Annotated in this window: 14 protein-coding genes; 13 read left to right on the top strand and 1 reads right to left on the bottom strand. The window is 46.8% G+C overall.

Annotation, left to right across the window (positions count from 1 at the left end; genetic code table 11):
- The first annotated feature begins 238 nt into the window (after positions 1-238).
- The 11 genes from rpoE (at position 239) to acpS (ending at position 9382) form a co-directional block, all read left to right on the top strand.
- Complete coding sequence (gene rpoE / locus AACT21_RS06555; protein WP_026027282.1) at positions 239-811, top strand: RNA polymerase sigma factor RpoE; 573 nt, start codon at positions 239-241, stop codon at positions 809-811.
- A 34-nt stretch (positions 812-845) separates the two neighbouring features.
- Positions 846-1469, top strand: coding sequence for a sigma-E factor negative regulatory protein (locus tag AACT21_RS06550; RefSeq protein ID WP_017046484.1), 624 nt, complete (start codon positions 846-848; stop codon positions 1467-1469).
- Entirely contained in the window at positions 1466-2446 is a 981-nt protein-coding gene (gene rseB / locus AACT21_RS06545; RefSeq protein WP_017050475.1) for a sigma-E factor regulatory protein RseB, read from the top strand. Before AACT21_RS06550 ends, rseB begins: the two co-directional genes overlap by 4 nt.
- Complete coding sequence (locus AACT21_RS06540) at positions 2443-2913, top strand: SoxR reducing system RseC family protein (RefSeq protein ID WP_094163893.1); 471 nt, start codon at positions 2443-2445, stop codon at positions 2911-2913. Before rseB ends, AACT21_RS06540 begins: the two co-directional genes overlap by 4 nt.
- A 112-nt stretch (positions 2914-3025) precedes the next feature.
- Complete coding sequence (gene lepA / locus AACT21_RS06535; protein ID WP_026027281.1) at positions 3026-4819, top strand: translation elongation factor 4; 1794 nt, start codon at positions 3026-3028, stop codon at positions 4817-4819.
- A 91-nt stretch (positions 4820-4910) separates the two neighbouring features.
- Positions 4911-5807, top strand: a complete 897-nt coding sequence (lepB, locus tag AACT21_RS06530) for a signal peptidase I (protein WP_013856032.1) — start codon at positions 4911-4913, stop codon at positions 5805-5807.
- Between the two features lie 36 nt (positions 5808-5843).
- Positions 5844-6521: a ribonuclease III gene (rnc, locus tag AACT21_RS06525; RefSeq protein WP_010319803.1), complete on the top strand. Its 678-nt coding sequence runs from the start codon at positions 5844-5846 to the stop codon at positions 6519-6521.
- Complete coding sequence (gene era, locus AACT21_RS06520) at positions 6514-7488, top strand: GTPase Era (RefSeq protein WP_010319802.1); 975 nt, start codon at positions 6514-6516, stop codon at positions 7486-7488. Before rnc ends, era begins: the two co-directional genes overlap by 8 nt.
- A 47-nt stretch (positions 7489-7535) precedes the next feature.
- The gene (recO, locus tag AACT21_RS06515; protein ID WP_176430191.1) at positions 7536-8264 is read left to right on the top strand and encodes a DNA repair protein RecO; all 729 of its coding nucleotides are present in this window, start codon (positions 7536-7538) and stop codon (positions 8262-8264) included.
- The gene (pdxJ, locus tag AACT21_RS06510) at positions 8261-8992 is read left to right on the top strand and encodes a pyridoxine 5'-phosphate synthase (RefSeq protein WP_013856034.1); all 732 of its coding nucleotides are present in this window, start codon (positions 8261-8263) and stop codon (positions 8990-8992) included. The genes recO and pdxJ overlap by 4 nt, the downstream gene beginning before the upstream one ends.
- 9 nt (positions 8993-9001) lie before the next feature.
- Complete coding sequence (gene acpS / locus AACT21_RS06505; protein WP_064625892.1) at positions 9002-9382, top strand: holo-ACP synthase; 381 nt, start codon at positions 9002-9004, stop codon at positions 9380-9382.
- 93 nt (positions 9383-9475) lie between these two features.
- On the opposite strand, the gene barA is transcribed toward acpS, so the two are convergent.
- Positions 9476-12256, bottom strand: a complete 2781-nt coding sequence (gene barA / locus AACT21_RS06500) for a two-component sensor histidine kinase BarA (protein WP_094163889.1) — start codon at positions 12254-12256, stop codon at positions 9476-9478.
- A 183-nt stretch (positions 12257-12439) separates the two neighbouring features.
- Between barA and rlmD the strand changes: the two genes are divergently transcribed.
- Together rlmD and relA are read left to right on the top strand one after the other, a co-directional pair.
- Positions 12440-13762 carry a 23S rRNA (uracil(1939)-C(5))-methyltransferase RlmD gene (gene rlmD, locus AACT21_RS06495; protein ID WP_094163887.1) on the top strand — a complete coding sequence of 441 codons (1323 nt, stop codon included), beginning with the start codon at positions 12440-12442 and terminating at the stop codon, positions 13760-13762.
- A 63-nt stretch (positions 13763-13825) separates the two neighbouring features.
- Positions 13826-15170 (top strand): GTP diphosphokinase (gene relA, locus AACT21_RS06490; protein ID WP_094163885.1); only part of this gene is annotated, 1345 nt, incomplete at its 3' end.

The following is a 15170-nucleotide window of genomic DNA, read 5'->3' as shown; positions in this document are numbered from 1 at the left end:
GTAAATGCCATTGTCTTTCGTCTTATCGACCCTCACTATATTGGGGATCCCCTATAGTGAAATTAGATCACATTTATTGAATAATGCTTGGCAAATATTTTTAGACAGAATGGAACTTTCTATTCTCCCTTGAGTCACAATAGTGCTCATGTAAGCGGTGGTGTCAATACTACATTTTGCATAATGAATGCCCATATCTGAGAAGGTAAGGGGAATAACAATAGGAGTACAGGCTCGAATGAACGAGCAACTGACCGATCAAGTATTGATTGAGCGAGTTCAGAGTGGAGATAAGCAAGCGTTTAACCTTTTGGTTTTAAGGTACCAAAATAAAGTCTGCAACCTTATTTCTCGGTATGTGAGCAATTCCGGAGATGTAGCCGATGTCGCACAAGAAGCGTTCATCAAAGCGTATCGGGCTATCCCAAGTTTTCGCGGAGAGAGTGCCTTTTACACTTGGCTATACCGTATTGCTGTTAATACCGCTAAGAATCACATTGTAGCCCAAAGTCGTAGACCGCCCGCTAGCGATGTTGATGCTGAAGATGCTGAATATTACGAAAGTGGCAACGCATTAAAAGAAATATCGAACCCTGAGAACATTACGTTGTCGAAAGAATTGCAGCGGGTCGTTTTTGGTGCGATAGAAGCGTTGCCTGAAGATTTGAAAACTGCGATGACCTTGCGTGAACTGGATGGTTTAAGTTACGAGGAAATAGCAGAAGTCATGGATTGTCCTGTAGGAACGGTGCGCTCTCGCATCTTCCGTGCTCGTGAAGCGGTAGAAAAGAAGATTAAACCTCTTTTATAGCGCTCAAACTGGTAACGAAAATGGTGAATAAATAATGGCTGACAAAGAAAGACTTTCAGCACTCATGGATGGGGAAATGGTCGATAAAGCGCTCATTCAAGAATTAGAGCTCGACCAAGAAAGTTTGCAAACGTGGAAAAATTACCATTTGGTTGGTGATGTGATGCGTGGAGATGCCCCAGTCCGAGCTGAGTGGGATATTGCACAGAGCGTCGCGTTAGCATTGGATGACGAACCCGCACACAGTCGTTTACAATCTGCTTCGGTTATTGATTTTCGTGATGCAAGCCGTGAGTCTCAGCCGACGCCAGCTCAAGCTCGTCGGCAGTTACCGGCTTGGCTTTCCCAATTTGGCCAGGTTGCGGTTGCTGCGTGTGTGTCGTTTGTGGTGATTTTAGGTGTTCAACAATACGGTGGCCGTGATTCAGGAGTGAATCAAAACGACCAATTACCCGTACTGCAAACCATTCCGTTGGCTGGCAGCGCAGAGCCAGTTAGTTTAACGCGTGATTCAGTAGAGCGCCAAACCAGCGAAAGCCGCGTGCAAGAACAACGTCGCCGCGTAAACGCATTATTGCAAGACTACGAGCTGCAACTTCGCCTGAACAGTGAAAGTGCAAGCCCACATAACGATGTACTTGAATCGGTAGTTGAATGAATAAATTCCTGATCAGTGCACTGGCGCTGTTCAGTTTGAACTCTACATTAGCCTTTGCAGAAGACCAACCTGCAGAGGCTTTGTTGCTTCAAATGAACGAGGCCAGTCAGCATTTAAATTATGAGCTGTCTTACATTCTGATTAAGAAAAACAGCATCGATCCACTGCTGTATCGTCATGCAAGTCAAGGCGATCAGCAATTTGCGCATCTCGTTTATCTCAGCGGCCCGATCCGTGAAGTGATTCGCCGTGGCAATGAAGTGAGTTACATTGAACCTGGGGTAGAACCGTTCACCATTGAGTCAAGCACTATGGTTGCGCCGACGATTCCGATGCTAACCAGCAATGTCACTGAATTAGGCCGTTACTACGATTTCGTCAAAGTTGGCCGTGCACGTGAAGCGGGTACGGCTTGCCAAGTGGTGCGAGTGGTGCCGAAAGATGGCTTACGCTATTCCTATATTTTGTGGGTAGATGAAACCAGTAACTTGCCATTGCGAGCTGATTTAGTCGATCGCGACGGCGAGGTGCTTGAGCAATATCGCACGATTTCTTACGCCATTAGCGACAAATTAGCGCAGGCGATGCAAGGGTTAAATGACGTTGAGTTACCCGAGGTATTAACGTTACCGAAAGGCAACCTTACGGAAAGTTTTTGGCAAGTGAGTTGGAAACCTGAAGGCTTTGAACCCAAAGAGCTTAACCGTTATCGTATGGCGATTACTGAGCGTTTGGTAGAGAGCCAGATGTTCAGTGATGGGCTATTTAGTTTTTCTGTCTATATTTCCGATAGTGACAACCATTCGCTGAAAGGCCAACTGGTTCGTCAAGGCCGCCGTACCTTGCATAGTGTGGTGAAAGGAAACAATGAAATCTCAGTGGTCGGTGATATTCCACCGGCAACGGCGCAGCGCATTGCTCAATCTGTGACGTTTGTCCAGCCTGCGGCGTCCTCAACAGAGGTAACCAAACCATGATGACGGCGTTAGCAACAGTCACCGCTGTTCAACCTGATGCTAAAGGGTTTCACGTTGAACTCAGTTGTCAGCAGCAGACCAGTTGCAGCAGTTGTTCGTCCTCCAAAAGTTGTGGTACTGGGATCGTATCGAAAGCGATTGGTAACAAAGCGCTGTTATGGCAACTCGATACGAAAAAACCAGTGAAGCAAGGCCAGACGGTTGAAATCGGTTTTCCCGAAAAAAGCTTGCTTCAATCGGCAGCCTTAGTGTATTTGGTGCCGCTTTTTATGATGATGTTTGGCGCTTGGCTGGGTGAGAGGCTCTTGGCCCCTTGGCTCGGTTTAGGTGAGGGCATCGTGATCATCACGGCCGCTGTTTTTATCGCGCTGGGGATCGGAATTGCCAAACGTTGCTCTGTGGTTCTTGAAAAACGATCGCAGCAAGAGGTGGTTTTGGTCCGAGTCCTTGGTGAACCTATCGCCTAATTTATGATGCGAACCCTACCGAAATTGGGTAGAATCGGCCAACTTTATGGAAACGCCGCTTGATGTGGCTTTCTTATGTCCCTTTTTTCAAGAGTTTAGTCATCCCAAATCTATGAAGCACATTCGTAACTTTTCGATTATCGCCCACATCGACCATGGTAAGTCGACCCTATCTGACCGTTTGATCCAAGTTTGTGGTGGATTAAGTGATCGTGAAATGGAATCTCAAGTTCTAGACTCTATGGACCTTGAGCGTGAGCGTGGCATCACCATCAAAGCACAGAGTGTGACGCTCGATTACAAAGCAAACGATGGCGAGACATACCAGCTCAACTTTATCGATACTCCTGGACACGTTGACTTTTCTTATGAAGTTTCCCGTTCTTTAGCCGCCTGTGAAGGTGCTCTATTGGTGGTGGATGCCGGTCAAGGCGTTGAAGCGCAAACATTGGCTAACTGTTATACCGCCATTGAAATGGACCTTGAAGTTGTCCCCATCTTAAATAAGATTGATTTGCCAGCCGCAGAGCCTGAACGCGTAGCGGAAGAAATTGAAGATATCGTCGGCATCGATGCTATTGACGCAGTGCGCTGCTCTGCGAAAACAGGCCTTGGCGTGGATGAAGTGCTAGAAAAAATCGTTTCTGGTATTCCGGCTCCTGAGGGCGATCCTGCTGCGCCGCTGCAAGCGTTAATCATCGATTCTTGGTTTGATAACTACTTAGGTGTTGTCTCTTTAGTGCGAGTGAAAAATGGTGCGCTGAAGAAAAATGACAAGATTAAAGTGATGAGCACAGGCCAAACTTGGGGTATTGACCGTTTAGGTATTTTTACGCCAAAACAAGTCGACAAAACCATGTTGAACACTGGTGAAGTGGGCTGGGTGGTTTGTGGTATTAAAGACATTCTCGGCGCTCCTGTAGGTGATACACTGACCAGCGCGAAAGATCCGTGTGAAAAAGCATTGCCAGGCTTTAAAAAAGTGAAACCGCAGGTGTATGCGGGGCTTTTCCCTGTCTCTTCTGATGATTACGAAAACTTTCGTGATGCGTTAGGTAAACTGAGCCTAAACGATGCTTCGTTATTCTATGAGCCAGAAAGTTCGGCCGCCCTTGGTTTTGGTTTCCGTTGTGGTTTCTTGGGTATGCTCCACATGGAGATTATTCAAGAGCGTTTAGAGCGCGAATACGATCTTGACCTTATCACCACTGCGCCAACGGTAGTCTATGAAGTGAAGAAGACCGATGGCACGATGCTTTATGTTGATAGCCCTGCTAAATTGCCTGCGGTGAACGACATTGAAGAGATTCGTGAACCGATTGCGCGTTGTAACATTTTGACCCCTTCTGAATATTTGGGTAACGTCATTATGTTGTGCGTTGAAAAACGTGGCGTGCAGGTTGATATGGTCTATCACGGTAACCAAGTAGCCTTGACTTATGATGTGCCGATGGCCGAAGTGGTGCTTGATTTCTTTGACCGCTTGAAGTCAACTTCTCGTGGTTATGCATCACTTGATTATGGTTTCCAACGCTTTGAAGCTTCAAGCATGGTCCGTGTGGATATCTTGCTAAATGGTGACAAAGTGGATGCGCTAGCCATCATCACTCACAAAGACAATTCGCAAACGCGTGGTCGTCAAGTGGTTGAGAAAATGAAAGAGTTTATCCCTCGCCAAATGTTTGATATTGCGATTCAAGCGGCGATCGGTAACCACATTATTGCTCGTTCAACCGTGAAGCAGCTGCGTAAAAACGTACTGGCGAAATGTTACGGTGGCGATATTAGCCGTAAGAAGAAACTGCTTAAGAAGCAGAAAGAAGGTAAGAAGCGCATGAAGCAAATTGGTAATGTTGAGTTGCCACAAGAAGCCTTCCTTGCCATTTTGCACGTAGGTAAAGATTAAGCATTGCTTTGTTCTTATGCATGCAGCAGTCACCATTTAAGTGAAAGAGTTTCGGCTCTTTCACTTTCGTATTTTTAGATAAGGGAACTCCATGGCGAATACATTTTCACTCATCTTGGTGATCGTCACATTAGTGACTGGCATAGTTTGGGTGCTGGAGAAGTTGGTGTGGGCGAAAAAACGTCAACAGAAGATGGCCGCTATTGAAGCGCAAACCAACGGCTTGGATGACAAACTCAGTGCCAAAATTTCCGCGCAACCTTGGTGGATTGAAAACAGTGTTTCCATCTTCCCTGTGATTGCTTTTGTGCTGGTGCTACGCTCTTTTGTGTACGAACCTTTTCAGATTCCATCTGGCTCAATGATGCCAACGTTGCTGGTGGGCGATTTCATCTTAGTTGAGAAATACGCTTACGGTTTGAAAGACCCAGTATGGCGTACTCAACTGGTCGAAACTGGTAAACCAGAGCGTGGTGATGTCGTGGTCTTTAAATACCCACCGCAACCAAGCATTGACTACATCAAGCGCGTGGTCGGCATGCCGGGCGACACAGTTCGTTATAGCAGCAACAAAGAGATTTGTATTCAAGCTCAAGGTTCAACAGAATGTAAACAGGTCAAACTGTCCAATGTTGAAGAGAGTGAGTTCAACCAAAATGGCATCCCTTTAATTCAAGTGAATGAAAAGTTAGGTCAGGTTGAACACCAGATTTTGATCAATCCATTGCGTCGTGATCGTGTTGATGCTTATCAGCCACGCCATGGCGTTAATGAATGGGTTGTTCCTCAAGGTCAGTATTTTGTGATGGGTGATAACCGTGACAACAGTGCTGATAGCCGTTACTGGGGCTTTGTTCCAGAAGCAAACTTAGTCGGTAAAGCGGTCGGTATTTGGATAAGTTTTGAGTTTGAACGTGGTGCCGATAGCGTTTTACCTTCGTGGATCCCAACTGGTGTGCGTTTTAACCGCATTGGTGGCATTAACTAGGCTAGCTTTGGCTAGCCATCACTACATCGAGAGAGCATGAATTCTCCAATTAGTAAATTAGAAACTAAACTCGGTTATTCATTTAATGATCCCGAGTTTATTTCCTTAGCACTGACACATCGCAGTGCAAATGGTAAGCACAATGAACGTCTTGAGTTTCTGGGCGATTCAATTTTAAGTTTTGTCATCGCTGATGAGCTGTACCACCGTTTCCCTAAAATTAACGAAGGGGATATGAGTCGTATGCGCGCTACGCTTGTGCGTGGTCACACATTGGCTGAACTGGGCAGAGAATTTTGCCTAGGAGATTACTTAAAATTAGGTCCAGGTGAGTTGAAAAGTGGTGGTTTCCGCCGTGATTCAATCCTTGCTGATGCCGTAGAAGCCATCATTGGTGCGATTTATTTAGACAGCGATACCGAAGTAGTACGACGTATTATTTTGAGCTGGTATCAAGAGCGCCTTGACGCCATTGAGCCGGGCGTATCGCAAAAAGACCCAAAAACTCGCCTACAAGAGTTTCTGCAAGGTAGAAGAAAGCAACTGCCTATCTACACAGTGACTAATATTAAAGGTGAAGCACACAACCAAGAATTTACGGTATCGTGTGATGTAGCAGGAATGGGAACGCCTGTAATTGGTAAAGGCACCAGTCGTCGTAAAGCTGAACAATCGGCGGCTGAAATTGCACTAGAGCAACTGACAAATGGCTGATAACGAATTTGATTTGGATGCGTACTTCGCATCAAACACCAACAGCAATGAAGCAACTCCGGAAAGTGGTGAGCAGCACTGTGGTTTTATCGCCATTGTGGGTCGCCCCAATGTCGGGAAATCAACCCTGCTGAATAACTTACTGGGACAAAAGATATCCATCACATCGCGCAAGCCTCAAACCACTCGTCACCGCATTATGGGTGTCGATACAGAGGGGCCGTACCAAGCGATTTACGTTGATACTCCGGGGTTACACATTGAAGAAAAGCGTGCGATTAACCGCTTGATGAACCGTGCGGCAAGTAGTTCACTCAGTGATGTTAACTTAGTGCTGTTCTTAGTCGATGGCACTCAGTGGACCGCCGATGATGAAATGGTGCTCAACAAGTTACGCAATGCTAATTTCCCTGTAGTGTTGTGTGTCAATAAAGTCGATAACGTGAAAGATCGTAACGATGTAATGATGCATATGCTAGAGCTATCGAAGAAAATGGAATTTGTTGATGTCGTGCCGATTGCGGCAAAACATGGCAAAAACGTCGATGTATTGCGCAAACATGTGCGTGAGCATTTACCTCAAGCCACGCATCACTTCCCTGAAGAGTATGTGACTGATCGCTCACAGCGTTTCATGGCTTCCGAGATTGTGCGTGAAAAACTGATGCGCTTTACTGGTGAAGAGCTGCCGTATTCAGTAACCGTTGAAATTGAACGTTTTGACTACAACCCTGAAACCGATGGTTTTCATATTAACGCGTTGATCCTCGTTGAACGCAGCGGTCAGAAAAAAATGGTGATCGGCAAAGGTGGTGAAAAAATCAAAACCATCGGCCGTGAAGCGCGTTTAGATATGGAAGAGTTGTTTGGTCGCAAGGTTTACCTAGAAACTTGGGTGAAAGTGAAATCCGGGTGGGCAGATGATGAACGTGCCCTTCGTAGCCTTGGTTATATTGACGATCTATAACCTCTATTCGAGGTGGGCGAGAACATCGCTCACCTTTGAGTGCTGATATGTCAGACGGTTTACAGCGCTGTTTTGTCCTTCATCGACGTCCTTATAGCGAGTCGAGCCTAATCCTTGATGTGTTTAGCGAGGAGTATGGCCGCGTCACCTTAATGTCCAAAGGCGCACGCAGTAAACGATCGAACTTGAAAGGTGCACTGCAACCTTTTACCCCCTTATTGCTCAAATGGTCAGGCAACGGTTCAATGAAAACCTTGCGCCAAGCAGAACCGATTAGCCTTGGCTTACCGCTCAGTGGTATTCATCTCTATTCTGCAATGTACGTCAATGAGCTGATTGGCCGCGTGCTTGCGCAAGAAGTGCCTTGCCCAGGTCTGTTCCATGATTATCTGCATGCACTCACCGAGTTAGCTCAGTGTGAAAATCCAGAACCAGCACTGCGCCGTTTTGAACTCGCGTTGCTAGCTTCAATGGGTTATGGCGTTGATTTCTTGCATTGCGCCGGAACGGGAGAAGCCATCGAACCTCGCATGACTTATCGCTATCGCGAGCAAAAAGGTTTTATCGCTTCTGTTAGGCGCGATAACCTCACGTTTATGGGCGATGAGTTGATTGCCATTAGTGAGCGGCGCTTTGTCAGTAAAGAGCAGCTTCAAGCGGCAAAACGCTTTACACGCATAGCGTTAAAGCCGTATCTTGGCGGCAAACCTTTAAAAAGCAGGGAGCTTTTCCTGCCTATGTCTAGTTTTTCCAGAGTACGGAGTATAGGAAAATGAGCGCAATTTACTTAGGCGTTAATATCGATCACATCGCCACGTTACGAAATGCCCGCGGTACTAAATACCCAGATCCCGTGCATGCTGCTGAAATGGCAGAGCGTGCCGGAGCCGATGGCATTACCATTCACCTACGTGAAGATCGACGCCATATCAAGGATCGCGATGTGCGTATTTTACGCGAGACGTTGCAAACTCGAATGAACCTCGAGATGGCCGTTACCGACGAAATGATTGATATTGCTCTGCAAACCCAACCTGAATTTGTGTGTTTAGTGCCTGAAAAGCGTGAAGAACTAACGACGGAAGGTGGGCTGGACGTATTAGGACAGCTTGACAAAGTGAAAGCGGCAACCGAAAAACTGACCGCTGCAGGCATCAAAGTCTCTCTGTTTATTGATGCTGATCGTGAGCAGATTAACGCGGCTAAAACTTGCGGTGCACCGTTTATTGAATTGCATACTGGTCATTACGCCGATGCAACAACCGAAGCGGATCAGCAAGATGAGTTAAAGAAAATTGCGGCGGCTGCGAGTTATGCAAGTGATTTGGGCATTACGGTGAACGCTGGTCACGGTTTGACTTATCACAACGTAGCTGCCATTGCTGCACTGCCTGAGATTTACGAACTCAACATTGGTCACTCGATTATCGGGCGTGCTGTATTTGATGGTTTGGAAAAATCGGTCGCCGATATGAAAGCCATCATGCAAGCGGCTCGCAAATAAGGTCTACCGATGGCGATTATCGGCTTAGGGACTGATATTGCGGAAATTGAACGCATAGAAAAAGCATTGTCACGCAGTGGCGATGCTTTTGCCGAGCGGGTGCTAACCCAAGATGAATTGGCGGTGTTCCATTCGCTCAAGAAAAAAGGGCGCTATTTAGCGAAACGTTTTGCCGCTAAAGAAGCGGCATCTAAAGCGCTTGGTACGGGTATTGCGCATGGCGTTAGCTTTCAGGATTTTACCGTCACCAACGACGCCAACGGAAAACCCGTGCTGACATTATCAGGTAAGGCTAAGCAGTTGGCTGCCACAGCCAGTGTGAATCACATTCACCTAACCATTTCTGATGAGCGCCATTATGCGGTGGCGACGGTGATTTTAGAGTCTTAATCTGTCAATCTTCTCTGCTTGCTGACAAGCAAATACTGCTGAGCGGCAAGCCCCTTTTTTCATTCGGTTAAATTGTCTCTTGGGTTAAATTGCTCATTCGCTTAAATACGGTTTAGCGGTAGCGACCACTTTGTCCATCTCATCTTGTAATTCAAATAACTCCGGTTCTACATCGCTGATGGATTTGCCCGATCGCAATGCCTGTTCGAGCGCTGCGCACACTTTTTTCAAGCGGGGTACGCCACTGTATGAGCAACTGCCGTGCAGTTTATGAATATGGTGCAGTAGATCTTGGGTAGGGTATTCATCATCTTCCAACGCCATGCTGACGACTTGGCTCACCTGTGGAATCGAATCAACTAGCATCTGTAGCAGCTCTTTGGCCAAATCTTCCTTGTTGGCTGATTGTTTGAGTGCATTTTGCCAGTCAATGATAATGGTGTGATTAGGCTGCTCAGCTTCCTGTGACGGCGACGGTATAACTTGTTCTGTGAGTTGTAATTTCTCCAACTGTTTACGGTTGGCGTAGGGGTTCCAATGTGCTAACACTTGCTGCAAGATGTGCTCTTCAATTGGCTTAGTGAGGTAATCATCCATTCCTTCTTTCAGCAGACGATCGCGCTCTCCGATCATTGCATGAGCCGTTACCGCAATCACGGGCGTTTGGTGATTGAGTACCGTTTTCTTAATTTCCTGGCAAGCGGTGACCCCATCCATCTGTGGCATTTGGATGTCCATCAAAATCATATCAAATTTCTGGCGGCTTGCTTGTTCGACCGCTTCTTGGCCATTCGTGCAAGCGATGACGGTTTCAACACGTTCTTGCAGCAGGGCCATGATCAGTTTGAGGTTGGCAGGGTTATCATCCACCGCCATTACTTTCAGGGGCAATGTATCGAGTGTGATCGGTAGATCTTGAATGGCAGGCTGTACCGGTTGGTGCGCGATTAACAGTTGCAGCAATTTTTTACGCGACAGTGGCTTGGTAATGCACTGCACTGGATGATGCTGCATTAAATAATCGGATAGGGCGAGCTCGGTACTTGGTGTACCGATAATCACGTTGTCGGCAAGCTGAATAGCCTTTGTGACCCACTGCTCAACCAAATTTAAATCAGTCTCTCTACTTGGGGCTAAATTGAGTAATACATAATCGAAGCGATCCGTCTCTTCTGGCATCACCGCTCGATATGTGACGCTCAACCCTGCCTGCACCAACATTTGCTGGATGATGGAGGCGGCTTGCATATTGGGTTCAACGAGCAACAGCTGTTTATTGCTCAAAATATGTGGGTCAAGCCAGTCGCTCATCGGCATTTCAGTGGTATTAAGACGCAGCGTAAACCAGAAGGTGGAACCTTGGTGAAGGCGGCTGGTGAGGCTAATTTCGCCGCCCATGTGGCTGACCAATTTCTGAGTAATAACCAAACCAAGTCCAGTGCCGCCGTAGCGACGAGAAATACTGGCATCGGCTTGGCTAAAGGCTTGGAACAGCTGTGCTTGTTGGCGCTCTGAAATACCAATGCCGGTGTCGCGCACCATAAATTGCAGCTCAACCACATTGTCGCGTTGTGAGCGCAATTCAACACTGATGTCGATGTTGCCACGTTCGGTGAACTTAATCGAGTTACCGACAAGGTTGGTCAACACTTGTTGGATACGAAGTGGGTCACCTACCAAGCCTGCTGGGATTTTTTGATCCACTTTAAGAGTAATTTCCAATCCTTTTTCATGAGCACTGGTCGCTTGGAGGTTAACCACTTCTTCCAAACTCTCTTGAAACTCGAACGGAATATTTTCCAGCGCTAACTTACCGGCTTCTAGCTTGGAGAAATCCAAAATGTCATTGATGATGTTCAATAAGTTATTGGCCGATTTTTCAATGGTTTGTAAGTAATCTGCTTGGCTATTCGTCAACTGGGTTTTGAGCATTTGGCGGGTGAAGCCAATGACACCGTTAAGCGGCGTACGCAACTCATGGGACATGTTGGCAAGAAATTCTGATTTTATGCGCGCGGCTTCTTGGGCGCGTTTTTTGGCAATGTCCAATTCAACGTTTTGGATTTCCAACTGCTCTAAGGTTTCTCGCAAATCCGAGGTGGCTTGGTCGATACTGTGCTGCATTTCGACGTGATATTCCGATAGCGATACCGCCATCGCGTTGATCCCTTTTTTGAGCGAATCTAACTCACCGTGCATTTTGCCTTCGATCCGCACATCAAGGTGGCCGCGACGAATTCTATCCACCATGTTTTTCATGTGTGAGATAGGGCGAGTCACATCGTGCAGGAGTCGGAATGCGAACATCCCTGATAAACCGAGCCCAAGCGCAAGCACTAAAAAGGCGGAAAAGACCTCTTGATACTGTTGTAAACGCAATGAAGAGAGATCCAACTCTATCGCGATATAGCCGAGCGCAGGCGTTGATGTATTGGCATTTATGCCTTCGGTTAGACGGTTTTCGGCCAAAATTGGCGTGCGCAGTATTAAAGTGTTCTCGGTGAGATTTGAGCTGCTTAAAATCGGAATGGGCTTCTCTTTTGGATAAGTTAAGCTTTCAAAGTTAGGGTGAAAATTCGAGGTGACAAACAGTTCGTGGTTGGCGTCAAACACCGCAATACTGCGGACAAATTTAGAGTTCTTCCGATGCGCGTAGCTGATAATGCGGCGTACCGACTCACGGCTTTGGTTTTTTAAGGCGTCTTCACTAGCAATGGCCAAGGGCTCGATGATGCTCGCCCCCGCATTGATCACCTGTTTTTCCAGATCATGGTAGCGATTGAATGAGAAAAAAGCACTGAGCAACAAGCCGATAATTAAGGTTGGAGCTAAGGTTAAAGTAATAACGCGCGCGCGTAAGCCATATCTGGTCATTATTGTCTAAACATCGTGGTGTGGATATGGGAAAATAGCCCGCAATTTGATGAGCAAGCCTGTACGAAAATCGTTTAATTGACGGCTAGCTTAATCAAGTCGAGTAAGTTCGGCAATCATCCCCGCACTAAATAGTGACGCTAGGGCAAAAAACATCGATTTAATTTTACTTAGGCACAGAGCATGGCACGTTTTTTCCAACCGAAAAAGAAAGCGCAATTAGAAACAAAACATCAAACGGTATTGATTGAACGTCTTGATCATCAAGGTTCTGGTATCGCTTATCAACACAATAAACTGCTTTTTGTTGATGGCGCGCTGCCCGGTGAGCAAGTGCTGATGCAGCTAACTGAAAGCAAAAGTAAATACTCTCGCGGTCAGTTGATTAAAGTCTTAACGGCCAGTGAACAACGCGTGACGCCATTTTGTCGCCATTACGGTCAATGTGGTGGTTGCGATCTGCAGCATTTAGAGCACAGTGCGCAAGTGGCGCACAAAGAGCAAACACTCTCGCAATTGATGAGTAAATTCGCCGGACAAACGTTGGCATTGAGCCCCGCAATAAGTTGCGCCGATAAAGGCTATCGCCGCCGCGCCCGCATCAGCGTGTTGTGGGACAAAAAGCAGCAACAGCTGCAATTTGGCTTTCGCAAAAAGCAGAGCAAGCAAATCGTTAACGTGACGGACTGCCCAGTGCTAGAACCACAACTCAACACGCTACTTACACCTATCCAAGCGCTGTTAACGCAATTTAAATCTCAGCAAGCGATTGGCCATGTTGAATTGGTGCTGGGTGATCAAGGCGCGATGATGGTGTTGCGCCATCTTCAGCCGCTGCCAAGTGAAGATCACGCGGCGCTGCTGGCGTTTGCTCAGCAGCATCATCTCACTTTGTATGTGATGCCAGAAAGCGATCAGCTCGAACGTCTTCACGGAGAGATGGCAAGCTACTGTGAAACCGGATCAGTTATCGAATTTTTGCCCTCCAACTTTATTCAAGTCAATCGTCAAGTAAACCAAAAAATGGTGGCTCAAGCATTGGAATGGTTAGCCTTGACTGAGGATGACCGAGTGTTGGACCTATTTTGTGGCGTAGGGAACTTTAGTTTGCCGATGGCCCAATACGCTCAATCGGTAGTGGGCATTGAAGGTGTGGATGAGATGGTTGAGCAAGCGACACAAAACGCGCAGCGCAATCAAATCGACAATATCACGTTCTACCAAGCAAATTTGGAACAAGATATGTCAACGCAAGCGTGGGCAAAGCAAAAATTTGCTAAAGTACTACTCGACCCAGCGCGAGCAGGAGCGGCAGGCATTGTCGACCAATTGGCTAAGCTCGGCGCTCAGCGCGTGGTGTACGTTTCTTGTAACCCGGCAACACTGGCAAGAGACAGTCAAAGTTTACTCAGCCAAGGTTATAAGTTGGTAAAACTTGGCATGTTGGATATGTTTCCACACACCAGTCATTTAGAATCGATGGCGCTATTTGTAAAAAGTCGGTAGACAGAGAACTAACTCAGTCGAAGTTAGTCGAATACCACAAACTATAAAACTAGGACGAATCAGATGGTTGCGGTACGAAGCGCACACTTGAATCCAGACGAACAGTTTGAGCTAGATAAATGGATTGCGAGTTTACATCAAGATAAAAGCACAGCTTCTAAACTGACGGACGTATATCGTCAGTGTGAAACGTTATTAGAAGGTCATGCCAAAGGACCGCTACTGCTGTGGCGCGGCCGTGAAATGATCGAAATCCTGATTACCTTATCGATGGATCGCGCCACTTTAGTCGCGGCTCAGCTCTTTCCTATCGTCAGTAGTGGGCTTTTTGACCGTGAAGTATTAGAAGAGACCTATGGTAAAGGCATAGTGAAGCTGATTGATGGTGTCGAAGAGATGGCGGCACTTGGTCAGTTAAATGTTACCTTGCAAGGCAGTGAAGCTTCAGAGCAGGTGGATAACGTTCGCCGCATGCTGCTTGCGATGGTAGATGATTTTCGTTGCGTGGTGATCAAATTAGCGGAGCGCATTTGTAATTTACGTGAAGTAAAAGATGAACCTGACGAAATTCGCCGTGTAGCGGCTAAAGAGTGCGCCAATATCTATGCCCCTTTAGCAAACCGCTTGGGCATTGGTCAGCTCAAATGGGAAATTGAAGATTACGCATTTCGCTACCAGCAGTCCGATACCTACAAACAAATTGCTAAGCAGCTTTCCGAGCGCCGCATCGTGCGTGAACAATATATTCACGATTTTGTCGAAGATCTGCGCGCCGAGATGAAGCTTTCTCATATCAATGCCGAAGTGAGTGGCCGTCCGAAACACATCTATAGCATCTGGCGCAAAATGCAGAAGAAAGGGTTGGCTTTCGATGAACTGTTTGATGTGCGTGCAGTTCGCATTATTGCTGATCAACTGCAAGACTGTTACGCCGCCTTGGGCGTTGTTCATACCAAATACAAACACCTGCCTAGCGAATTTGATGATTACGTTGCGAATCCGAAACCGAATGGCTATCAATCCATTCATACGGTGATTTTAGGGCCAGAAGGCAAAACCATCGAAATTCAAATTCGTACTAAGCAGATGCATGAAGAGTCTGAACTTGGGGTTGCTGCGCACTGGAAATATAAAGAGGGCGCAACGGTTGCCCGCAGCGGTTACGATGAGAAAATTACTTGGTTGCGTAAGCTTCTTGATTGGCAAGAAGAGATGTCTGATTCGGGTGAGATGATCGACGAGCTGCGTAGCCAGGTGTTTGATGATCGCGTTTACGCCTTTACACCTCGTGGTGATGTGGTTGATTTACCCATGGGAGCCACGCCGCTCGATTTTGCCTACCATATTCACTCTGAAGTGGGGCATCGCTGCATCGGTGCCAAAGTCGCGGGTCGTATTGTTCCATTTA

The organism is Vibrio sp. V08_P9A1T1 (assembly GCF_963874405.1).
GTDB classification, from domain to species: domain Bacteria; phylum Pseudomonadota; class Gammaproteobacteria; order Enterobacterales; family Vibrionaceae; genus Vibrio; species Vibrio anguillarum.
Note: the sequence above shows the minus strand (reverse complement) of the source record. Positions and strands in the feature narration are given on the sequence as shown.